This window comes from Actinoplanes lobatus (assembly GCF_014205215.1).
Taxonomy (GTDB): Bacteria; Actinomycetota; Actinomycetes; order Mycobacteriales; family Micromonosporaceae; genus Actinoplanes; species Actinoplanes lobatus.
This window is the reverse complement of the sequence record NZ_JACHNC010000001.1, coordinates 7,157,305-7,177,295: the sequence shown is the minus strand read 5'-3', so window position 1 is coordinate 7,177,295 and position 19,991 is coordinate 7,157,305. Positions and strand designations below refer to the sequence as shown.

At 68.8% G+C, this 19,991-nt stretch carries 23 protein-coding genes and 2 pseudogenes; 13 read left to right on the top strand and 12 right to left on the bottom strand.

Annotation, left to right across the window (positions count from 1 at the left end; all coding sequences use genetic code 11):
- Position 1 precedes the first annotated feature (1 nt).
- Entirely contained in the window at positions 2–1,642 is a 1,641-nt protein-coding gene (locus tag BJ964_RS32750; RefSeq protein ID WP_188124270.1) for an ABC transporter substrate-binding protein, read from the bottom strand.
- An 83-nt stretch (positions 1,643–1,725) separates the two neighbouring features.
- Here BJ964_RS32750 and BJ964_RS32745 point away from each other — a divergent pair, with 83 nt between their 5' ends.
- Entirely contained in the window at positions 1,726–2,799 is a 1,074-nt protein-coding gene (locus tag BJ964_RS32745; RefSeq protein WP_188124269.1) for an acyl-CoA dehydrogenase family protein, read from the top strand.
- Positions 2,796–3,989, top strand: a complete 1,194-nt coding sequence (locus BJ964_RS32740) for an MFS transporter (protein WP_203832949.1) — start codon at positions 2,796–2,798, stop codon at positions 3,987–3,989. The genes BJ964_RS32745 and BJ964_RS32740 overlap by 4 nt, the downstream gene beginning before the upstream one ends.
- Before the next feature lie 81 nt (positions 3,990–4,070).
- Here the strand turns inward: BJ964_RS32740 and BJ964_RS32735 are convergent, their stop codons facing one another.
- Complete coding sequence (locus BJ964_RS32735; RefSeq protein ID WP_229807407.1) at positions 4,071–4,394, bottom strand: chromate resistance protein ChrB domain-containing protein; 324 nt, start codon at positions 4,392–4,394, stop codon at positions 4,071–4,073.
- On the opposite strand from BJ964_RS32735, the pseudogene BJ964_RS32730 reads away from it, so the two are divergent.
- A pseudogene (locus BJ964_RS32730) lies at positions 4,281–4,875 on the top strand (EAL domain-containing protein); the annotation flags it as partial. The gene BJ964_RS32735 and the pseudogene BJ964_RS32730 overlap by 114 nt on opposite strands.
- 49 nt (positions 4,876–4,924) lie before the next feature.
- On the opposite strand, the pseudogene tnpA reads toward BJ964_RS32730, so the two are convergent.
- Positions 4,925–5,364 (bottom strand): annotated as a pseudogene (gene tnpA, locus BJ964_RS32725) (IS200/IS605 family transposase).
- 13 nt (positions 5,365–5,377) lie between these two features.
- Here tnpA and BJ964_RS32720 point away from each other — a divergent pair.
- On the top strand, positions 5,378–6,529 hold the full coding sequence (locus BJ964_RS32720) for an RNA-guided endonuclease InsQ/TnpB family protein (protein WP_188124268.1): 1,152 nt from the start codon (positions 5,378–5,380) through the stop codon (positions 6,527–6,529).
- A 78-nt stretch (positions 6,530–6,607) separates the two neighbouring features.
- Complete coding sequence (locus BJ964_RS32715; RefSeq protein WP_407650819.1) at positions 6,608–6,919, top strand: helix-turn-helix domain-containing protein; 312 nt, start codon at positions 6,608–6,610, stop codon at positions 6,917–6,919.
- Positions 6,920–6,979: 60 nt separating this feature from the next.
- Here the strand turns inward: BJ964_RS32715 and BJ964_RS32710 are convergent, their stop codons facing one another.
- Positions 6,980–7,438, bottom strand: coding sequence for an SRPBCC family protein (locus tag BJ964_RS32710; RefSeq protein ID WP_188124267.1), 459 nt, complete (start codon positions 7,436–7,438; stop codon positions 6,980–6,982).
- A 491-nt stretch (positions 7,439–7,929) separates the two neighbouring features.
- On the opposite strand from BJ964_RS32710, the gene BJ964_RS32705 reads away from it, so the two are divergent.
- The gene (locus BJ964_RS32705) at positions 7,930–8,214 is read left to right on the top strand and encodes a hypothetical protein (RefSeq protein WP_188124266.1); all 285 of its coding nucleotides are present in this window, start codon (positions 7,930–7,932) and stop codon (positions 8,212–8,214) included.
- Between the two features lie 558 nt (positions 8,215–8,772).
- On the opposite strand, the gene BJ964_RS32700 is transcribed toward BJ964_RS32705, so the two are convergent.
- A complete protein-coding gene (locus BJ964_RS32700) occupies positions 8,773–9,216 on the bottom strand; it encodes an Hsp20/alpha crystallin family protein (protein WP_188124265.1) in 444 nt (147 codons plus the stop codon).
- A 117-nt stretch (positions 9,217–9,333) separates the two neighbouring features.
- Between BJ964_RS32700 and BJ964_RS32695 the strand changes: the two genes are divergently transcribed.
- Positions 9,334–9,990, top strand: coding sequence for a type III effector protein (locus BJ964_RS32695; RefSeq protein WP_203832948.1), 657 nt, complete (start codon positions 9,334–9,336; stop codon positions 9,988–9,990).
- 57 nt (positions 9,991–10,047) lie between these two features.
- Here the strand turns inward: BJ964_RS32695 and BJ964_RS32690 are convergent, their stop codons facing one another.
- The 7 genes from BJ964_RS32690 to BJ964_RS32660 form a co-directional block, all read right to left on the bottom strand.
- Positions 10,048–10,368: a helix-turn-helix domain-containing protein gene (locus BJ964_RS32690; RefSeq protein ID WP_188124264.1), complete on the bottom strand. Its 321-nt coding sequence runs from the start codon at positions 10,366–10,368 to the stop codon at positions 10,048–10,050.
- 689 nt (positions 10,369–11,057) lie between these two features.
- Positions 11,058–11,201 carry a hypothetical protein gene (locus BJ964_RS49585; RefSeq protein WP_188124263.1) on the bottom strand — a complete coding sequence of 48 codons (144 nt, stop codon included), beginning with the start codon at positions 11,199–11,201 and terminating at the stop codon, positions 11,058–11,060.
- Positions 11,202–11,224: 23 nt separating this feature from the next.
- Positions 11,225–11,731, bottom strand: coding sequence for a transposase (locus BJ964_RS32680; protein WP_188124262.1), 507 nt, complete (start codon positions 11,729–11,731; stop codon positions 11,225–11,227).
- Complete coding sequence (locus BJ964_RS32675; RefSeq protein WP_188124261.1) at positions 11,728–11,880, bottom strand: hypothetical protein; 153 nt, start codon at positions 11,878–11,880, stop codon at positions 11,728–11,730. The genes BJ964_RS32680 and BJ964_RS32675 overlap by 4 nt, the downstream gene beginning before the upstream one ends.
- A gap of 127 nt (positions 11,881–12,007) precedes the next feature.
- Complete coding sequence (locus BJ964_RS32670; protein ID WP_188124260.1) at positions 12,008–12,808, bottom strand: hypothetical protein; 801 nt, start codon at positions 12,806–12,808, stop codon at positions 12,008–12,010.
- A gap of 75 nt (positions 12,809–12,883) precedes the next feature.
- Entirely contained in the window at positions 12,884–13,159 is a 276-nt protein-coding gene (locus BJ964_RS32665) for a reverse transcriptase N-terminal domain-containing protein (protein ID WP_188124259.1), read from the bottom strand.
- 89 nt (positions 13,160–13,248) lie between these two features.
- On the bottom strand, positions 13,249–16,230 hold the full coding sequence (locus BJ964_RS32660; RefSeq protein WP_188124258.1) for a tetratricopeptide repeat protein: 2,982 nt from the start codon (positions 16,228–16,230) through the stop codon (positions 13,249–13,251).
- A gap of 283 nt (positions 16,231–16,513) precedes the next feature.
- On the opposite strand from BJ964_RS32660, the gene BJ964_RS32655 reads away from it, so the two are divergent.
- The 6 genes from BJ964_RS32655 to BJ964_RS32630 all read left to right on the top strand — a co-directional run bounded on the left by BJ964_RS32655 (position 16,514) and on the right by BJ964_RS32630 (position 19,825).
- Positions 16,514–16,654: a hypothetical protein gene (locus tag BJ964_RS32655; protein ID WP_188124257.1), complete on the top strand. Its 141-nt coding sequence runs from the start codon at positions 16,514–16,516 to the stop codon at positions 16,652–16,654.
- 609 nt (positions 16,655–17,263) lie between these two features.
- Positions 17,264–18,025 (top strand): hypothetical protein, encoded by a 762-nt coding sequence (locus BJ964_RS32650; RefSeq protein ID WP_188124256.1) that lies wholly within the window; start codon positions 17,264–17,266, stop codon positions 18,023–18,025.
- A 389-nt stretch (positions 18,026–18,414) separates the two neighbouring features.
- A complete protein-coding gene (locus BJ964_RS32645; RefSeq protein ID WP_188124255.1) occupies positions 18,415–18,678 on the top strand; it encodes a hypothetical protein in 264 nt (87 codons plus the stop codon).
- 31 nt (positions 18,679–18,709) lie between these two features.
- On the top strand, positions 18,710–18,850 hold the full coding sequence (locus BJ964_RS32640) for a hypothetical protein (RefSeq protein ID WP_188124254.1): 141 nt from the start codon (positions 18,710–18,712) through the stop codon (positions 18,848–18,850).
- A gap of 220 nt (positions 18,851–19,070) precedes the next feature.
- A complete protein-coding gene (locus BJ964_RS32635; RefSeq protein WP_188124253.1) occupies positions 19,071–19,325 on the top strand; it encodes an SHOCT domain-containing protein in 255 nt (84 codons plus the stop codon).
- A gap of 8 nt (positions 19,326–19,333) precedes the next feature.
- On the top strand, positions 19,334–19,825 hold the full coding sequence (locus tag BJ964_RS32630; protein WP_229807406.1) for a hypothetical protein: 492 nt from the start codon (positions 19,334–19,336) through the stop codon (positions 19,823–19,825).
- Positions 19,826–19,991: the final 166 nt, after the last annotated feature.

Genomic DNA, 19,991 nt, shown 5'->3' with positions numbered 1-19,991 from the left:
GTTACTCGTCCAGCCAGGTGTCGTAGAGCCAGGTGCGGCCGGTCGACTCGGTGGCGAACCCGTGCACGCTCGGGGCCAGGCCGAAGACCTGCGTCTCGTCGTACAGCGGGATGATGTAGGCCTGCTCGAAGATCCGGTCTTCGACCTTCTGGACGGCGGCCTTGCGCTGGGCCGGGTCGAAGGTGACCGCCTGTGCGTCGAGCAGCGATTCCAGGGTGGGGTCGGGGGTGAGGAACCGCAGCGCGTTGTAGCGGGCGGCGCCGAGCGAGACGCGCAGCACGTTCGCCTCGGCAGTCGAGGTCTGGCCCTGCTCGAAGGTCCAGTCGTCGTCGGTGCTCTTGGCGGCGGCGGCCTCGACGGCGGTGTACTCGGCTTGCGACGCGGAGCGGATCCTCAGGTCCACGCCGGCCTTCTTCCACTGCGCCTGCAGTAGTTCCAGCACCGCCTGAGCGACCTGGTAGTACGGAGCGACCCAGATCTCGAACTCGAGCCGTTCGGCGTCCTTGACCCGGATGCCGTCGGCGCCCGCCCGCCAGCCGGCCGCCTCCAGCAGCGAGGTGGCCTTGGCCAGGTCATGGGTGAGGTACGACGAGGCGTCGCCCCGGAACGGCGTCCCCTTGACCAGGGCGCTCGACGGGACCGGGTAGTTCGGTGACAGGACCGTCTTGTTGATCTCGTTACGGTCGGTGGCCGCCTGCAGCGCGAGCCGGACCTGCACGTCTTGGGTGGGCGCGCCGGTGTCGAGCTGGATCTTCAGCGAGTTGACCTCGCCCTGGACCGGGATGCCGATGACGGTGCCGCCGCCGTCGACGATGGTCTGCTCGTCGTAGGGCGCGATGTTGCGGGAGATCTGCGCCTCGCCGGACTGCAGCGCGCCGACCCGGGTGCTGGCTTCGGGCACCGACTTGTAGACGATCCGCTCCAGGTAGGCCTTGCCCTGGTGAGCCGAGCCCTCGGGCGCCCAGTTGTAGTCGTCGCGGTGCTTGAGCGTGACCCCCGTGGTGCCGTCGACCTTCTCCACGGTGAACGGGCCGGTGGCGACCCAGTTGGTGAGCTGTCCCTGCCCGGCCAGGTCGAGCTTGAGGAACGGCTTGCCGAGGATGGAGCTGGCCCGGTAGTTGGAGATGATCTGCAGGAACGCCGCGTTCGGCTTGGTGATCCGGACCTTGACCGTCTGCGCGTCGACCACGTCGGTGCCGGCGTAGTCGGTCCAGAACGAGTCCTTCGGGATGCCGAGTTTCTCGTCGCCGAGGCCGTGCTGGTCGAAGTTGAGTTTCACGGTCTCGGCGTCGAGCGGGTCGCCGTTGCTGAACGTGACGCCGGAGCGCAGTTTGAAGGTGTAGCTCAGCTTGTCGTCGCTGATCTCCCAGGACTGCGCGAGCCAGGGCTTGAAGTCACCGGTTTTCGGGTCCTGCCAGATCAGGCGCTCGGCCACGTTGCCGGCGACGTTGCTGTTGGACCAGATCGACGCGGTGGGCACCCAGGCGGCGTACTGGATCGGGTCGTAGAAGGTGAGCGTGCCGCCGTGGACCGGTTCGCCGGAGGCCGCGGACCGTGCACCACCGGAACCGCCGCAGGCGGCCGTGAACAGGGTCGCCACCAGGCTCACAGCCAGCAGCGTGCGGAGTCTTGTCGGGCTCATGACCTGGAGTAAATCATACTTGGCCTATAGAATTAATAGCCGATATGGGTTTTGTGAGGACAGTCGAAAGTAGGCGGTAGCGCATGACGAGCTTCGTGAGCCGGGTCCGGGACTACGCAGATCAGGTGCTGCGGCCGGACGCGCTGCGGACCGAACGCGACGGGGTCACCGCCGCACGCATCAGCGCGCTGCGTGAGCTACGCCTGCTCGAACAGCTGGGCCTGAGCCGCGACGACGACCGCCTGATCCACGAGATCATCTCCGCAGCGTGCTTCAACACCTGGCTGGTCTGGGCGCAGCACGCCGCACTCACCGGCCGGCTCGCCGACGCCGACCGGGCCGGACAGCCACTGCCCGCGCTCGCCCGCAAGGCCGTCACCGGCGAAATCCTGATCGGCGCCGGGATCAGCGACGTCCGCGGTTACCCACACCGCTACATCTCGGCCACTCGCGCTGACGGCGGCTGGATCCTCAGCGGAACGATCTCCTGGGTCAGCGGATGGGGCCTCAGCGAGGCGCTGACCGTCGCCGGCGTCGACTCCGGCACCGCGACCGTGGTCACCGGGCTGGTCGAGGTCAGCGAGCGCACCCGCCGCGCCGAACCGCTGCGCCTGGCCGTGCTGGACGGAAGCCGCACCGAACGCGTCCACCTCGACGACGCCTTCGTTCCCGACGAGCTGGTGATCAGCCGCAAGAGCCTGGAACAGACCCGGCTCGACGATCTCGCCGTCGCCAGCGACGCGCGCGGTCACCACTTCGGGCTGGCCGAGGCCGTCCTGCGGGAACTCACCGGGCACCCCGACCCGCTCGCGCAAGACGTCGCCACCCACTGGCGCCCGCGGATCGACCGGATCCGCGAGACCGCCTACCGCCTGGCCGACGAGGCGGCCGACCACGGTGGTGGCGCCTACCGCCTCGAGGAACGGCTGGCCACCAAGGTCGCCAGCGGCGAGGCCCTGGCCACCCTGACCCGAGCGCTCGTCGTCGCCCGCTCGGGGCGCGGACTGACGGGCGACGACACCGCGCAACTGCATGCAAGATCGGCGCTGTTCATCCTGGTCCAGGGTCAGAGCGCGCAGGTACGGCGTGCGCAGCTGACCCACCTGGCAGGCGCCGGCACAGCCGGTCTCACCGAGCCTGACGCGCCCATCGCGTGACCGTCCCCGCCACCGTCGGACGGCGGCCCGGCCCGGCCACCCGGCACCGGCTCGTCGCGCTGCTCGCCGTCACCCAGACCGTCGGCTACGGCGCGATGATCCAGGCCTTCACTGTGCTGCTGACTCCGCTGTCCACCGATCTCGGTCAGTCCCGGGCCACCGTCGCCGCGGCCGCCACCGTGTCGACACTGACCGGAGCCATCGCCGCCGTCCCGGTCGGCCGGCTGCTCGACCGCGCCGGCGGCCGCCTGCCGATGACCGCCGGATCCGCGCTCGGTGCGGCCGCGGTCGCCGGATGGTCCCAGGTCCACAGCGTGACCGGCCTCTACCTGTGCTTCGCCGCCATCGGGGTGGCACTGGCGCTGTCCACCTACGAAGCAGCCTTCGCCGTCCTGGTCGTCGCACTCGATCCCCGGCACCGCGATGGCGCGATCGTCGCGGTCACCATGGTCACCGGGTTCGCCACCAGCTGCTTCTACCCCCTGGTCGGCCGGCTCGAGGCGCATCTCGGCTGGCGGGCCACCCTGCTCGCCCTCGCCGCCGGCCTGGCGGTCATCGCCGTCCCGATCCATCTGTGGGCTCTTCCCGGCCGGCAGGAGCATGTCCGCTCCCTGACCGGCAACGACACCTCCGGGCCCGGCGTCCCGTACGGCCCGCCGTTCTGGCTGCTGTCGTTCGCCTTCGTGGCCCAGACCGGCACGGTCACGGCGTTCCTGCTGATGATGGTCACCTATTTCCGCGACATCGGGTTCTCGCCAGCCACCGCCGCCACCATCCCGCTGGCGGTCGGCTCGGCCCAGATCCTGTCCCGGCTCGTGCTGGTCCCGCTGGCCCGCCGCTACGGCATGACCGAGGTCACCGCCGTGGCGTTCGTGGTGCAGGCTCTCGGTCTGCTGGCCCTTCCCCTGGCCGGCGCCGGGCTCCCGGCGACCCTGCTCTGCGCAGCGGCATTCGGCGCCGGCTACGGCGTCGGCGTGGTCGCCCGGCCGTCCATCCTCGCCGACACCTTCGGCGTGACCCGGTTCGCCGGTGTCGTAGCCGTGACCGCCGTGCCGATGGCGCTGGCCCGTGCGGCGGCGCCGCTGGCCGGGGCATGGGTCCTGGACTGGCGGTTCCCGGCGATTCTCGGCGGCATCACCCTCCTGGCGGCGATGGCGCTGGTTCCCGTGGCCGCGCGCCGGGACGCCTGAGCCGCGCGGTCCGGCGTGTCGCCCGCCCATCGGCGGCCTGACGCACTGCTCTGATGCGGGATCGGGTCGGTCGGGCGCTCGTCAGGCGGGCGGGCGGTTGAGCAGCAGCGAGCGCCGCTGGCACTCGTAGAGGCCGTCGAACATCGGACCGGTGAGCTGGAGGGTCTGTTCGTCGTCGCCGATCATCGACAGCCCGCGGAGGATCACGTCGAGACCGGGTGCTTCCGGAACGTCGAACTTCTCGTCGCCGATGTCGGCCTCGTGGATGATCTCCGCGATCTTCCAGCTCGCGCCGAGATGCGCATCGGGCTGGACACCGGCCAGTTCCGGGTCGTCTACCAGCCGATCGTAGCCTTCCCGGAGGGCCGTGTCGCCGCTGTCGAGGCGCTGGTGCGCTGGGAACACCCACAGCGGGGCACGGTCAGTCCCGCGCAGTTCGTGCCGGTGGCCGAGCAGAACGGCCTCATCATCGAACTCGGTACGTGGATCCTGCGAACGGCCTGCCGGCAGATGGCACGGTGGCGGGCCGAACTCGGCGGCAGCGCGCCCCGACAAGGTCAGCGTCAACGTCTCCGCCCGTCAACTCGCCCGGCCCGGATTCGCCACGACGGTCGCGGGCATCCTGGCCGAGACGGGACTTCCCCCGCAGCGCCTCGCCGTCGAGGTCACCGAGACCGCCGTCTTCGAGGGCGGCCAGGCTGTGACAACGCTGCACGAACTGCGGAAGCTCGGCGTACGGATCGCGCTGGACGATTTCGGCACCGGGCACTCGTCACTCGGCCTGTTGCAGACGGTGCCGGTCGACATCCTCAAAGTCGACAAGTCGTTCGTCGACAACGTCACGGAGGCCGGCCGGCACAGCGTGATCGCAGAGGCGCTCATTCAGCAGTGAGTAAGGCTGGAACCCCGGCCCTTCAGGGCCGGGAGGAAAGCCGTCACCTGGCGGGACGTTGTTGTCCTTCGATGTATTCCGTGACGGCCGTCAGCGGTGCGCTGCCGCAGGATCCGGCGAGGTAGGACGGGGACCACAGGTGGCCGCCGCGGAGGTAGCGGCGTAGATGGGTGCCGTGTTCTTGTCGCAGGCAGCGTGACGAGACGCCGTTGGGGCTGTTGCCCAGCTTCGACAACGCGACAGTCGGTGGTGGTGCACGAGCAGGTGGACGTGGTCGTCGTCGCCGTTGAACTCGCGTAACTCGGCGCCGAGGTTGGCGCACACGTTCCGCATGGTCTCTTCGTAGCGGGTGGGGATCGGGTCGGTGAGTGCCCCACGCCGGTACTTGGTGGTGAGGACCAAATGCGGATGCAGGTTGTGGACGACGTTGCGGCCTCTGGGCCTGTCCGGTCCGTAGGTCCATTGTGGTGACCTGGACCGTATGTAGGCTGGTGGGGTGAAGCTGGTGGTGCAGGTGAAGCTTCAGCCGACGGCCGAACAGGCGTCGATGTTGGAGGCGACCCTGCGTGCTTGCAACACGGCCGCGAACGAGGTTGCTCAGGTGGCCCGCCGGGCGCGGGTCTACCGCAACTACGACCTGCGCAAGCATGTGTACGCGGGCATCAAAGCCGATCATCGGCTCGGGTCCCAGGCCGCCCAGCATGTGATCAAGAAGGTTTGTGACGCGTACAAGACCCTCACGTCGAATCTGCGGGCCGGCAACTACGGCCCGCCGGATGCGAAGCGGTACCGGCGGGTGTCCACCGAGCCGGTCCGGTTCCGGTGGCAGGCCGCCCAGCCGTACGACGCGCGGATGCTGTCGTGGCAGCACGACGCCCGTACGGTGTCGATCTGGACCGTGGCCGGCCGGATGAAGAACATCGCCTACACCGGCTCTCCCGACCAGCTCAAAGCCGTCGCCGAGTTGCCGGTCGGTGAATGCGATCTGGTGCACCGCGACGGCATGTGGTTGCTCTACGCGACCGTCGAGATCGCCGAGGCCACCCCGGTCGAACCGGCTGGTTTCCTCGGTGTGGATTTGGGCATCGTGCAGATCGCCACCGACTCCGACGGCACCGTCTACGCGGGCGAACAGCTGAACCGGTACCGGCGCCGCCAGATCCGGTTGCGCGCCAAGTTGCAGGCCAAGAAGACCGAATCCGCCCGCCGGCTGCTGGTCAAACGCGCCCGCCGGGAGTCACGGCACGCTACGAACGTCAACCATGTGATCTCGAAAAGCATTGTGGCCGAGGCTGAACGCACCTCGCGTGGTATCGCCGTCGAAGACCTGACGGGGATCCGCGCCAGGGTCCGGCTCCGCAAGCCCCAACGGGCCGCACTGCATTCTTGGAGCTTCGCCCAACTCGGCGGCTTCTTGACCTACAAGGCCCGCCGGGCCGGTATCCCTCTGGTCCAGGTCGATCCCCGGTACACGTCGCAGACGTGCTCGGCATGCGGTCACCGGGACAAGAGGAACCGGCCCGACCAGGCCACGTTCATCTGCCGGTCGTGTGGAGTCGTTGCCCACGCGGACGTCAATGCTGCCGTCAACATCGCCGCGCGTGGTGTCGACGTCTGGGGCGCAGTCAGCCGCCCGTACGTGGCCTGACCTCGCAGCCAGCGGGAGCAGAGATCCACAAGCTCGCCCATTCATGGGCGGGTAGTTGACTGCGAGACGCTGCAACCGGTGCTCACCCAGGTACTCGGCACGCTGGACCAGCCGCACACCGTCGACACGATGGCCGAGTTCGCCCACATGGCGCCGCGCACGTTCGCCCGCAAGTTCCGCAACGAGACCGGCGCCACCCCGCACGACTGGCTCACCAACCAGCGGCTGCTGCTCGCCCGCCAGCTGCTCGAGGACTCCGACCTCGGCATGGACGCGATCGCCGAGCGGACCGGCTTCAGCAGCGCGGCCACCCTGCGGCATCACTTCGCCCAGAGACTGAGCACCACCCCGCAGGCCTACCGCGGAACGTTCCGGTCACACTCGGCATGAGCCCCCGGGCCGCTGCCAGGGCCTTCTCGGGCGGACAACCGCTCCTGTCGCTGAGACGGGTCAGCGCCGGGAGCGGATCGTATGCCGGGAGTGCTCGGCGAGTTCGGCCAACCGGCGCAGGGCTTCGACGTTGCGCCTGTGCAGAACCATGTCGTTGATCTTGTTCTTGAGCCAGTGCAGCGGACCCGCCTGAAAGTCCTCGAACATGGTCACCCGAGTCTCGCCCGCGCTTGTCGGCTCGAGCGTGATACGAACAGCGGCCTCACCGAGCGGCCAGATCCCGGCGCGCAGCGCGAGTCCCCGTCCCGGGGTCAGGGCAGTCACGGTCGACGTGTCATTGATCGAGAGCGGCCACGGACCAACCTTATGATGCAATCGCGAGCCCGGCTGTGGCCACGACGCGTCAACGTCACGGATATGGGCCGTGCCGACGACCCAGTCGCTGTAGGTCCAGCCGTCGGCCAGGATCGCGTACACCTGCTCGGCCGCGGCGCACATCGTACGAGTCACCTTCGCCATGACTGTCAGTTACCCGGCTGCCTGCGTAGCGAACGTGTGACCAGCAGGTTCCGGCCAACGCAAGGGGCGGGCGGCGGATGCGAAAGGCGAACACAGCTCGGACGCCGCTCGCGCGTCACACCGTGGCGATCGTGTACGCGACCTCGTCGACCAGTTCCCGTGCCAGGAACCCGGTCCGGCCGAAGCATGGGGCGTACAGGAAGACCGCGGCGGAGTATCTGCCGGCAAGGGTCGTGGCGTCTGCAGTCCGTCGACGGCGGGCAGCAGGATCGGAGCCCTGCTGGCCGCGTCGATACCGGCCACGCGTTCTGGCCGACGAGTGCGGCAATCATATGGCCGGTGCCGTTGCCGGTCCCGCAGCGCCCATGATCACCGGGGCGGCGGCACACCACCCATCGACGTACGCGGTTCGGCGCGTTGCGCGTCCCGGACCATATGCTTGATCGACATGTGCTCGCGGCCGCTGATCACGACGTGAGGCGGAGGTGTTGGTGGCCGATCTTCTGCAGTTGCTCGATCAACTTTTGACGGTGTCGCACCATGGCGGGCCCGAAGACATCGCGGCCGCGGCGACGCGGTTCGCGCCGCTGGTCGACGCTCAGGAAATGGTCGTCTATCTCGTCGACTACGGACCACGACATCCACGGCCACTGCCCGGTCCGGACACCCTTTCCAGGGATCCGATCGCTGTCGACGGCACCCTGCCCGGCCGGCCTAAAATAGCAGCTCGGACGCCATGCCGGGGCGTGGTCATACGCTCCGGCAGCAGTCGTTGACAGAGGTTGCGCATCGTGGTCAGGGGTGAGGTTCACCTGCAAGCGATGGGCTGCACCCACGGCAGTGTGCAGCCCGCTCATGTACTCGGATCGGTCATGGACCAGGACCCCGACGAATGGCCGGGGTCCTGGTGCCGTGGTTCGTTTCGGTTGTTTCGTCCTCCTGTGGTCACCGTCCCTTCACTGTTCCCTGATGGTCGGGGATGGTGGCGGCGCATCGGTGTCACGGAGGGGCACGTTGCCGCCGGTCCTGGCGCCGTGTGGGAGTTCCGCCCGTGTATGGCCGTCCGGTGTGGATGGCGGGTGTGGCTGAGTGGGCTGCCCCGGGCGGGGGCCGCCGTGGCGGCGCCGGCGGAGGAGGGCCTGGCGGGGTGTGCCAGGACGCGGCGACCAGTGCGTCGAACTCGGCGCGGAGCAGGTCGTCGTCTTGACAGACCAGGTCGATGAACGCGTCCTGCACGGCTGCGGCTGCTGGCACTGGGGTGCCGGTGATCTCGCAGTTCATGACGGGCTCCGCACGACTGCTTCCCGCCGCCCGGGGCGGGTGGACGGTTGGGGTCAGGCGTTGATCGCGGCCGGTTCGCTGGTGTTGACCGCGACGTTGACCTTGCGGGGCTTGGCCTTCTCCAGCACCGGGATCCGCAGGACGAGCACACCGTTGTCGTAGCCGGCCTGGATGCGCTCGCTGTCGAGCATGTCGGACAGGATCAGCTGGCGGGAGAACACGCCCAGCGGCCGTTCCGACGTCTGCATCTGCGCGTTGTCGCCGAGGTCCAGCGGCCGGCGTTCGGCCTTGACCGTCAGCACGTTGCGCTCGACGTCGACATCGATGCTGTCCGGGGTCACGCCGGGCAGGTCGAACGCCACGATGAACTCGTCGCCTGTGCGGTACGCGTCCAGCGGCATCGCGACCGGCCGAGACCAGGTACCGGGCTGGGGGTCACCGAACATCTGCCGGGTGAGCCGGTCGAGTTCCCGGAACGGGTCAGTGCGCACCAACATCGGTTCCACCTCCGAAATCTGTTCAACAACTGGGTGCCAATGCGCTTACCCACCGTTGTAGCATGTCATCGGAAAGACGACAAGCGAAACGTCACTCAAAAGACGACGGAGTAGGGCATGGATGTTCCCGAGCATCGCGAGGCGCAGGCCGCGCTCGCGCTGATCCTGGCCGCGACCAGCAGCAGACCGACCGCACCCACTGGTCCCGAGCCCACCGCCACGTCCGGCCAGGCGGCCTTGAGCGCATTGATCGCGCTCCGCCACCTGCGTGACCGCCTCGACATCTGCGAGCCGCAGCTGATCGCCACCGCCCGTGCCGCCGGGGCCGCCTGGGCCGAACTCGCCCCCGCGATGGGGGTCACCAGCCGCCAGGCGGCGGAACGCCGCTACCTGCGGATCCGCCGCAGCGAACAGGACGACGCCACCGCCACCGCCGACCAGCGTGTGGCCGCCGAACGAGACCGCCGCGCGGGTGCTCGAGCGGTCACCGGCTGGGCCCGCACCAACGGCGCCGGCCTGCGGCAACTCGCCGGTCAGATCACCGCCCTGACCGACCTCGGCCCCGACGCTCAGGCCAGCCTCGACCGGCTGCACCACGCCCTCGGTGACAGTGATCCGGCCGCCCTGCTCCCGCTGCTCAGTGATACCCACGCATACCTGCAAAGTCGGCACGCCCCGCTCGCCGGGCGGGTCGCCAGCGTCACCGATGACGCCGACCAGATCCGCCGCGTCACCCAGCGCGGGCGCGAGCATCAGCGCCGAGCGCCCGACTGACCGAGCCGACCTTCACGTCCCTCTCGTGGCGGAGAAGGATCGCGTGCGGGCGGTGAGTCAGACGGAGTCCGCTGGCCGTTCGCGCTGGAGGTCCTGGTTGTGCTGGAGGGCTTCTTCGAGTTGGTCTTCGAGGATGATGATCCGGCAGGCGGCTTCCAGGGCGGTGCCCTGCTCGGCCATCTCCCGGGCCCGGGCGGCCAGGCGCAGCTGGTGGCGGGAGTAGCGGCGGTGCCCGCCTGCCGAGCGGGTCGGGGTGATCAGTTTCGCCTCGTCGAGGCGTCGCAGGAAGTCCTGCGAGGCGCCGGTGATCTCCGCGGCGCGGCCCATCGTGTAGGCGGGGTAGTCATCGTCGCCGAACATGTCGTCGCGTTGGGCCATACAGGTTCCTCTCCATGACGAGGGCCCCGGCGCAGAAAGCGCCGGGGCCCAGGGTTACGGGGTCAAAACACCATCTACCGACTGGTTCGTCGGGTTGTCGTATCCGCACCTGGCCGCCGTCGGCGGTAGGGGTGCGAGGACCGCATAAGCGTGACCGGAGACCACCTCTCGTTCGATGGAAACTGCGGTGTCCGCGCCGGAGTCGAATGCGTTCCAGCGACGGGCGATCCAACGGTGTTCGTGCCCTCCCTTTCCTCTGCTTCCGATTGCTGTGCTACTTGTTGTGCCGTCCGCCGGTGTCGGAGCCCCACGCGACTTCATGGCCCCGTGCACGTGCGACGAACTGTCCTGCCAGGCGAGCCCCGAAACCAGCATCGGCCCGCCTTGCCCTGACCTGGAACTACGTCAGGGTCTTACGTTCCACTTCCATGTGCCTTGCCTTACCGCGTGCGGAGATGCTTACTTCCCGCTGCGGTGCCGAGCGAGCCACGGCACAGGGTCCGGGCCCTGCTTAACGCTCGGCGTGCTTCGTCTGCGTCTTAGCTGATCTCTGCTGTCAACGGGAGAAACACTAGCAGGTCCGGCGGGAATGTCTAGTGATTCAGACCTAGATTTTCTCGCCGCCTCGCCGGGTCCTGGAGACACCGAACATCAACGAATTAGCCCGCCAGTCACTCGCGTTAGGCGCCCTACCGCCCGAGAAACTGACGGAAGCAGGTCAGACAGCGTTCCTGGCGCCACGACAGGTCCGGGTTGTGCTTGCGCAGCTCAGGCAGCATGTCGCGGGCGGCATCGCAGTCGGTGACGTCCGCCGGGGTCACCTTCACCGTCATCAACAGGCCCTTCGTGTCGACGATCAGGTCCGCTTCCGGCCGTTGATCAGCGTCGCGCCGTCGAATCCTCGGGTGTCCCGGCTGACGGTCTCGGCGGCTTTCACGCTTGGGGAGTCCATGATGGCGGTGACCGGGCGGGGGTACCGGCCGGCGTCCACGCGGATGCGGCGCCGCAGCTGGTCACGGACGTGCTCGAGCACGCCCGCTTTGGCCCAGCGGGCGAAGAACCCGTAAACGGTCTTGAAAGGCGGAACGTCCGAGGGCAGGGCTCGCCACTTGCAGCCGTTGTCGACCAGGTAGCGAATACCGTCCACGATCTCGCGGCGCGGGTACGCCTCAGGATGCCTACCCGTTGGTGTGGTGCTGGCCGGCGGCGGCAGCAGCGGTTCGAGGAGCTTCCACCCGTCGTCGGGATGGCCCTTCAGGTGCGGGATGAGCACGGTGTCCAGCAGCCGGGTGATCCGCAGCGTCTCCTCGCGCACGCAGCCGCTTTCGTAGGTGGCCCAGTCCGCACCCTCAATGGTCGTCATGCGCCGCGGACGAGTAGATCGAGCGCGGACTTGACGCCGGTGAGCTGCCCGAGCACCAGCTGAACCCACTCGTCGTCGGGAAGCCGTTGAGCGTGCGGGATAACCGTGCTGCTCGGCAGCCGCGCGATCCGGGTCAGCTCGGTGCGCACGCAGGCCCGCTCGAGTAGCGACCCAGGCAGTACCTATGATCCGCCAGCACCCGCTCGTGCAGGTCCCGCAGCACCACGTTGAGATCCGGGTGGAACGGTGTCACGTACCACCAGCTCGAAGCACCCATCAGGCGGACGCGTCCGCCATCACCACGTGCCGCAGCGTCTCGACCTCCAGATGCCGGGGCCGGCCCGGCGGCAGCACCGGGCGCACCGCCTCGAAGACCCGCTGGACCGCGGCGTCGTCGTACTCCAGCGGGCTCCGGGTGGCCCGCAGCAGCAGACCGCCCGTCGCCAGCTCGACGACCTCGGCGAAGGCCCCGGTGTCCCGCAGACCCTTGGCCTCGCCGAGCGACTTCGCCAGCTCGGCCGGGCACATCGTGACCCACTCGTAGCCGCGCAGAACCTGCCGGCTCTGCGGCAACGACTCCCGGTCCCGGCGGCGCAACGCCCGGTCGAGGGTGGTCCACGGCCTGCGCAGCGGATGGGAACACATCTCCCCGTACGCCACGTCGGCACGCTCCCCGATCTGCCGGACCACGCCGATCAGAGCGTCGGCCAGTTCGGGCATCGCGGCCGGGTCGGCCAGGCCGGCCCGGATCTCCAGGTGCATGAATGGCGCGGCCGAACTCTCCCGGAAGGCGCCGAGCTGGACCAGGTCGAGCGGGCCGTGCGACGGGTCGTCGCCGTATCCCCAACTACCGTGAGCCTGCGACATGGTCGGAAGCAGGACCCCGGCCCAGGATCGGGCCCGAACCGAGTGCATCGAACCGTCACCGTCGGGGTCGCGGAAACCGCTGTAACGACGTCTGAACGCGGGAGCACCGGCCGGTTGCAGCATCGGCGTCAACGCCTCCGCGGCGAGGCCGTGCCACGCCTGCCCCACCGCCATGTCGACCTGGTCGAGATAGACCTCAACCCATAGCACCGACCGCGCAGGCTCACCACCGCCAGCCTGATCCGGCGCCCCTGGAACAGACATCTCATTCTCCTCCAATTAGGCTCAACCGCGCGCCAGCACGGCTTTGTCCTGGTCATCGGGAACGATCCTGCCGTCCACGCCCGCCGCCAAACGCCCCGCGTCGGCCCCCGTGACCCGCCGCACCGCCAGCAGCGTGTTCGACCGGAACTGGAGCATCGACCTGTGCATTCCGGACCCGCATGTGTCCTGCGCCCGTGACGTCGTGAGGATCCGCTGACGCGTACGCCGTACCTGATCCTCGCGGGCACGCCAATCGATCGCATGCCAATCGAGGACGCCCTCCGGTTCGTACGCCACTGTGGCCGAGACTACGCCGGTGTCCAACTTGTCCCTCGGTTCCAGGCACGGCGTGGCAGTGGCGTACCCCAGCGCACAAGTCCGGAGGTCTACGAGCCGAAGTCCAGCCCGGTCGCAATCTCACCAGAACCAGTCAGACCAAACCTCAAAATCCGATCAGCGCCCGCGGTGTTCCCGGCCTCCTCCTGCGACCAGGCCAAATCCGTCAGTACCCAGCCGCTGTCGTAGTCGGCGGCCTGCCGGTACAGGGCCTCGGCGCCGGTCGTGTCCCCGCCCCGCTCCCTCATCTGGGCCAGCGCCCGCAGCGCGTCAGGGTCGCCGTAGTCGGCGGCTTGCCGGTACAGGGCCTCGGCGCCCGCCAGGTCCGCTGCCTTCTCCCGCAGCCTGGCCAAGACCCGCAGCGCGTCGGGGTCGCCGCGGTCGGCAATCCGCATTGCCAAGGCCTCGGCGCCGGCCAGGTCCCCGGCCTCTTCCCGTAACCGGGCCAGGCTCTGCATCACCCAGGTGTTGCCGCGGTCAGCGGCCTGCACTGCCAGGGCCTCAGCGCCGGTCGGGTCACCGGCCCGCTCTCGCATCTGAGCCAGGAGCCGCAGCGCGTCGGGATCGCCGCGGTCGGTGGCCTGCACCGCCAGGGCCTCAGCGCCGGTCGGGTCACCGGCCCGCTCTCGCATCTGAGCCAGGAGCCGCAGCGCGTCGGGATCGCCGCGGTCGGTGGCCTGCACCGCCAGGGCCTCAGCGCCTGTGTCCCAGGTCCCCCGCGACAACTCCAGGAGCACCAACGCCCAGGTGTTGCCGCGGTCGGTGGCCTGTGTAGCCAGGGCCTCGGCGGCGGTGTCTCGGGACCAGGTACGGAGTGCCCGCGTCCAGGTCTTCTCCCGGGCCAGGACAATCTGCGCATCGCGGTCGCCGCAGTCGGCAGCCGTCTGGTACAGCGCTAGAGCGCTGGTCAGATCCCCGGTCAGCTCCCGGATCTGGGCCAAGACCGTCAGCACCCAGGTGTTGCCGCGGTCGGCGGCTGGCATTGCCAAGGCCTCGGCGCCGGTGTCCCGGATCACCTCCTGGGCCAGGATCGTCAGAGCCTCGATGTCGCCGCAGTCCGCAGCCTTCTGGTACAGGGTTTGGGTGCCGGTCAGGTCCCCGGTCAACTCCCGCAACTGGGCCAAGACCGTCAGCGCCCAGGTGTTGCCACGGTCGGCGGCCTGCACCGCCAGGGCCTCAGCGCCAGCAGTGTCTCCGGCGGCTTCGCGCGACCAGATCAGAGCCCACAGCGCCCAGGCGTCACCACGGTCGGCAGCCGCCTGGCACAGGGCCTCGGCGCCGGTTGGGTCCCCGGCCCGCTCCCTCATCTGGGCCAAAACCCGCAGCGCGTCGGGGTCGCCGCGGTCAGCGGCCTGCACCGCCAGGGCCTCAGCGCCGGTCGGATCCCCGGCCCGCTCCCTCATCTGGGCCAAAACCCGCAGCGCGTCGGGGCGGCCGCGATCGGCGGCCTGCCGGTAAAGGGCTTCGGCACCGGCCAAGTCCCCGGCCCGCTCCCGCAGCCCGGCCAAAACCCGCAGCGCGTCGGGGTCGCCGCGATCGGCGGCCTGCCGGTAAAGGGCTTCGGCACCGGCCAAGTCCCCGGCCCGCTTCCGCAACCGGGCCAGACTCCGCAGCGCACCGGGGTCGCCGTGGTCAGCGGATCGGGTGTACAGCCGGATCGCGTGCTGATAACGGCTCCGCCTCTCAGCCGCCTCGCCGAGGTCGCGCAGCAGGGCAGGGTCCGTAACGCCCGTGGTTAACGCAGTCCACAGGCTGTCGGGCGGGAACACGGCCGCGCGTTCGGTGCGGCCGATCTGCTCCAGGTAGTCGGCAAGCCGGTAGGAGGGCCCACTGTCGGCGGTCGGCTGGCCGGGGCGGGGCCGTATGCGGGTCAGCGGCCCGCGGGTGCCGTTGCACGGCCGGCCGGTGTAGACCAGGGCTTGTTCCAGCCAGTCCTCACCAAGCGCATCCCAGTCGTGGTCGTCAAGGTAGCCGGGGACTGCCTGTTCCAGCAGCGTGTGCGGCAACGTGGATGGGTGACCGAGCCGGCGCGCATCCATGGCGACCTGGATGATCGCGCAAGCAGCAGGCGGGGCGGTCCGGTAGCGATCCTCCAGAACGGGTGCGCCGGCCAGGTACTGGGTGATCCGGCCACCTTCCGTGTGGGCTGCGGCCTGCCGTACCCGGGGATCCACCCCGGCACCCCCTAACCCGGCCAATTCGGCCGGGGTGAACTCGTCGGCCACGCTTACCCTGCTGCCGGCCATCAAATCCCGGGCCTGCGCGTACCGATCTGGGTCCCCAGGGGTGGGTCGAGTAGTCAACTCGTCCCAGTACCGCGGCCACACGGTGGCCAGAATCAATACCGGCTGCCGCTCATGATCCTGAAGTAGGGTGCGAAACCCCGACGCAATCCGCTCACCCAGCCGGGCATCCGACGGCTGGAGGTAGAGCTGGGCCTCGTTCAACCACACGATCGTGTACGGGCCGACCCGAGCGAGATCCGCCAACACCGCGTCCGGGCGGCTCGGATCATACGGATGCCACAACCACCACCGGCCCGGCTGCCGCTGCTCAAGGCACTGCACCAGCTCCCAACAAGCCCGGGTCTTACCTGTTGACGACCCGCCCACCAGCGTCACCAGCCCGGACACCCCGCCGCCGATCACCTTTTCGGCGATCCGACGCAGATGCTCGTCATGACCCCGTCGGACATACGCCGGCAGCACCGGCAACACGCCACCGTGGCCGGAAACCTCGATCGAGCGATGCACCTCCAGCACCAGCGGGTCACAGTCGCCAACCGGCCGTCCTAGCCTCACCGGCTGCGGGGGTGCGGGTGCCATCCACGCCGTCTGCCACAACCGCCGGATGCCTTCCGCGACTGCTGCGACGTCGTCGCGGTCGGCGGCACGAGCCAACGCGACCGCCACGCTTACGGTGTCCTGCTGCGATGCCAACCCGGCCCCGCTGACGATCCTGCCGATCACGTCCTTCTTCGGCGAGCCCGGAAGGCTGTCCTCATCCGAGACGGTCGTGGCCAGATCGTCCAACTGAGGACAACCTGCCTGTCCGTACAACAGAAAGACAGCATCACGCAGATCTCGCAACGGCCCAGCGGGCAACTCGGCCCGCTCCACCGGCCGGCTGCTGGGCCGCATCCCCCGTCGGGACTCGTCGGTAGTCATCGGCTGTCCATCATGGCCCACCCATCCCGTGAACGCATTCGTCGTCACTCATCGGCACCGAGGTTGGCACCAGCCAGGCGGCTTGACCCTAAACGCAAGCCGGCACCAAGCCTCGCCGTCAACCTTCCGGACACCGATGGAGCATTCGATGGCCCGACCACAGCATCGCCGAGACCATATCAACGAGCACCGCACCCGAATCGCTCTCGCAATGATCACCGGTTTACTCGCCGGTACCACCCGCGCCCTCATCGACTGGGTGCGCGACTACCTGACGATCGGCTGCTAGCCCCAGGAACGGGGTCTCACGATCCGACCCTGAGACCCCGCCCAACTCCGCCAAGCACAAGTGCACAGGACTTCGAAAATCCGTGCAGAGGAGTCGAAAATTGACTTCGACAATCATGGTGGTGCGCAGGGCTGTTGCGTTCTCGAGGCATGACTTGCTGACCAGGTATTTCGTGGGGTGAGTGGCCTCCGTGGAGGCGGTTGAAGCGGGTGAAGCCCCAAGGCGAGCCAAGTCGGCATGGGACGCGGTGCCGGAGTTGCTTCAGGCCCGTTTCCCATGCCGCTCGCCGAACCCGCCGTACCAGTCTCCCGGTGACGGGCTCTCCACTGCGTCTGCCGTCGGTGTCAGGCAGCCCAGAGGCTCGGGATCTTGTCGCCCCGGTACTGGTACCGCGTGATCGGCACCTTGGCCAGGTTGAACAACTCGATCCCGTCGGCCGTCACTGGCTTCCACCGGACGTTCGGCATGGTGAACTGGCGGCGGACGTCCTTCCATCTCCAGCGGTGCCGTTGGCTCAGCCATGCGCGAGCCCACCCTGGCGGACGTCTGCGACCTTGGTGGCGTGCTGAATGTCCTGATTGGTGGCCTGGTCACCCTCACCGTGACGGCATGACCATCAGCCGCGCCGAACTTGGGGTCCAGGCGTCGCAAGTCCATGATCACCGATACAGCCTCACCCGCTTCTTTCGCCTCCATAGAGGCCGGTCACCCATCAAATCCCCTGGTCAGATCCCCGCTACCCGACTACGCAACGACCCTGCCAAGGGTCCCCTGACACCTTGTCACTGGTCATCGATGCTGCTACCGTCCCAGCACCGCTTCTCCCGAGCCCTTGGAATCCTTGTGGAATTTCATCGCAACACCGGCAAAATGCTCCGTACGGCGCTTCTGCTCGTCCTGCTCGGCGTCGCGCTGTTCGCCTTACCTGCGCTGCTGAATCTCATCGGCTACGAGTTCACCCTCGGGCCATGGATCGCCTACGCGATGGGTGCGATCCTCGCTTTCCTCGGCATCGCCCGGATCTACCAGATCATCCGCCACCCGTTCCGGCTGGCTGTGGGCGAAGCCGGCCTCTCCATCCGCTGCGACGGCCTCAACGCGGACGTTCCGTGGGCTGCGCTGGCCGAGGTCAGCATTGAACGGGTCCATTTCGTCGACCCTTCGTCGGCCCCGCACCTAATCATCTGGCCCGTGCCGGGCGCCGAGCTCGGCTTCAAGTTCGGCTACCGCCGCAAGGGCGACGACCGCCCCGGCTGCCTGGTGATCCAAATCGACGAGCTTCGCGAGGCACCCGCCCAAGTGGCTGCCGTGCTGCAGGCGTACGCGGGAGGCAGGTTCAACGCCCGCGACCTGCCCGCCTCGGCCGGATGATCGGCTGAGGCATCACCGGAGCCGCGCCTGAAGCCCTGACGAACAACGGTGAGCCTGCCGTTCAACCTCTGGCTCCAGCGCAGTGCCTCCACGGAGCAGCCGCTGCGTCATCAACGGCGACTACAGCCAGTTTCCGGCAGACGCGCCGGGCACGGGCAGAGACGAGACCACGCGCGCATTGTCTGCGGCAGAAGAGGCGCCTTCCTCGGAGATCCGGATAGCTGGTCTCGTCTGGAAGTTCGGTTCTCGCGGCTCAAGGCAGACGATGCGGACAGGCCCGGTGATCAGGGCGCAGTAGCGCCATCCAGTCCGCCACGCAGCTGCGGGCGGACGAGGCGAGCGGGATCCTCAAGCCGCAACTGGCAGGCGCGCTGTCGCGGACCCGGTGGGTGCTCGAACGCCTGCTGATCCCGACGGTCGGCGCTGCGGCACTGCTCGCTCTGGGCGGCGGGTTGCTCGGCGTCGGGTACGGGGCCACGATCGGTGACGCCTCGCAGGGCCTGCGGATCGCCGGGACGGCTCTGGTCTATTGGCCGGCCGTCATGGTGCTCACCGGGCTCGCCGTGCTGCTGTTCGGCTATCTGCCACGCGTGGCGATCCCGGTGACCTGGGGCGTCGTCGCGGCCCTCTGCATCGTCATGGCTGATCGGTGACACACTCCACCTGCCGGGCTGGGTGCTCGACGTGCTGCCGTTCTCGGCCACACCGATCCTGCCCGCCGAGCAGATGACGTGGACACCGCTGATCATCATGATGGCCACCGCGGCGATGCTCACCTGGGCCGGTCTCGCCCGGTTCACCCGGCGAGACGTCCAGCCAGGTTGAAATGAGGGACGGCGCCGCCGGGCCATGTCGAGGGTGTTTCCGGGCTGGGCGGGTGTCGGCGGGAACCATCCTGCACGAAGGATGTGCCCAGGTCCGGCGGGGGCCAGCATGGTGGGCGGTCGGCGTGGCGATCATGGATGACCGTCCGGCATCCGCGGTCCGGGCGGACGCGCTGCCGCCCGGGGCCGGTCAGCTGGAGATTCGTCGATGAGGAGGGCCGATGCTGTTGGTGCCCAGGCAGTTGTTGCGTGCCGGGATGACCGGCAACGTGCCCTACTACGGTGGCCGGTTCACGCCTGCGCAGGCCTACGCCGCGTCCCACCCGACGCCGCCGCCTGCTGCCCGGCCGCCGGATGCCCGGCCGCCTGCTGCGGGGCAGGCCGCGGAACCGTTGGATGCGCTGCAGCACCTGCTCGACTCCGGCGTGATCACCGCCGAGGAGTACCGCACGCTGCGTACGCGGATGCAGCAATGAGGGGACCAGTGCAGGTTCTCGTCGTGGGCTTCGACCGGCCGGCGTTGTCCGGCGAGGTGCTCTCGGAGTTCACCCGGCTGCGGAATGCCGGGATTGTGCGGCTGGTCGACCTGTTGCTCGTCTCGCGGGCGGCGGACGGCACCCTTGAAACGCTGGCCGCACCGGACGGTGCCGATGCCGGGCTCGGCGGGATCGCTGTCGCGTTGTTCGCCCACCCGGACAGCGATGCCGAAGCGCCTACCGGTGGGGCCTCCTCGGCGGAACCGTCGCTGGGTGCCGATCCTGCCGGGAGGCCGGTGTGGTCCCTGGCTGAGGCGGTACCGGTCGGCTCCGCTGCGGCAGTCGCCCTGATCGAGCATCTGTGGGCCGGGCCGCTGACGGCGGCGATCCGGCGGGCCGGTGGTGCCGCGTTGGAGGAGACCTGGCTGGCCCCCGACGATCTTGATCTGCTCGACGCTCTGCTCGAGCAGCGCGCGATGAACGACGCGGCCGAGCCGTAGTGTCGAAGGTGGGCAGATGTTTCGGGCGGCCTGGAAAAGACCCGATCCCTGCACCGCCGACGACGACGTCGTAACTGCCGAGAATGTCATCCGGGCAGGTTAGGCGGCGTGTTCGTACTCGTGGAGGACGCCACCGAGGCGATCACGACGACGGATGCCGAGTCGG

Excerpts from the sequence above, each read along its gene's own strand:
- BJ964_RS32750 (WP_188124270.1), bottom strand. The coding sequence starts at position 1,642 with ATGAGCCCGACAAGACTCCGCACGCTGCTGGCTGTGAGCCTGGTGGCG.
- BJ964_RS32745 (WP_188124269.1), top strand. The coding sequence starts at position 1,726 with ATGACGAGCTTCGTGAGCCGGGTCCGGGACTACGCAGATCAGGTGCTG.
- BJ964_RS32710 (WP_188124267.1), bottom strand. The coding sequence starts at position 7,438 with ATGGCGAAGGTGACTCGTACGATGTGCGCCGCGGCCGAGCAGGTGTAC.
- BJ964_RS32700 (WP_188124265.1), bottom strand. The coding sequence starts at position 9,216 with ATGTTGGTGCGCACTGACCCGTTCCGGGAACTCGACCGGCTCACCCGG.
- BJ964_RS32695 (WP_203832948.1), top strand. The coding sequence starts at position 9,334 with ATGGATGTTCCCGAGCATCGCGAGGCGCAGGCCGCGCTCGCGCTGATC.
- BJ964_RS32690 (WP_188124264.1), bottom strand. The coding sequence starts at position 10,368 with ATGGCCCAACGCGACGACATGTTCGGCGACGATGACTACCCCGCCTAC.
- BJ964_RS49585 (WP_188124263.1), bottom strand. The coding sequence starts at position 11,201 with ATGACGGTGAAGGTGACCCCGGCGGACGTCACCGACTGCGATGCCGCC.
- BJ964_RS32680 (WP_188124262.1), bottom strand. The coding sequence starts at position 11,731 with ATGACGACCATTGAGGGTGCGGACTGGGCCACCTACGAAAGCGGCTGC.
- BJ964_RS32655 (WP_188124257.1), top strand. The coding sequence starts at position 16,514 with ATGGCCCGACCACAGCATCGCCGAGACCATATCAACGAGCACCGCACC.
- BJ964_RS32650 (WP_188124256.1), top strand. The coding sequence starts at position 17,264 with ATGACCATCAGCCGCGCCGAACTTGGGGTCCAGGCGTCGCAAGTCCAT.
- BJ964_RS32635 (WP_188124253.1), top strand. The coding sequence starts at position 19,071 with ATGCTGTTGGTGCCCAGGCAGTTGTTGCGTGCCGGGATGACCGGCAAC.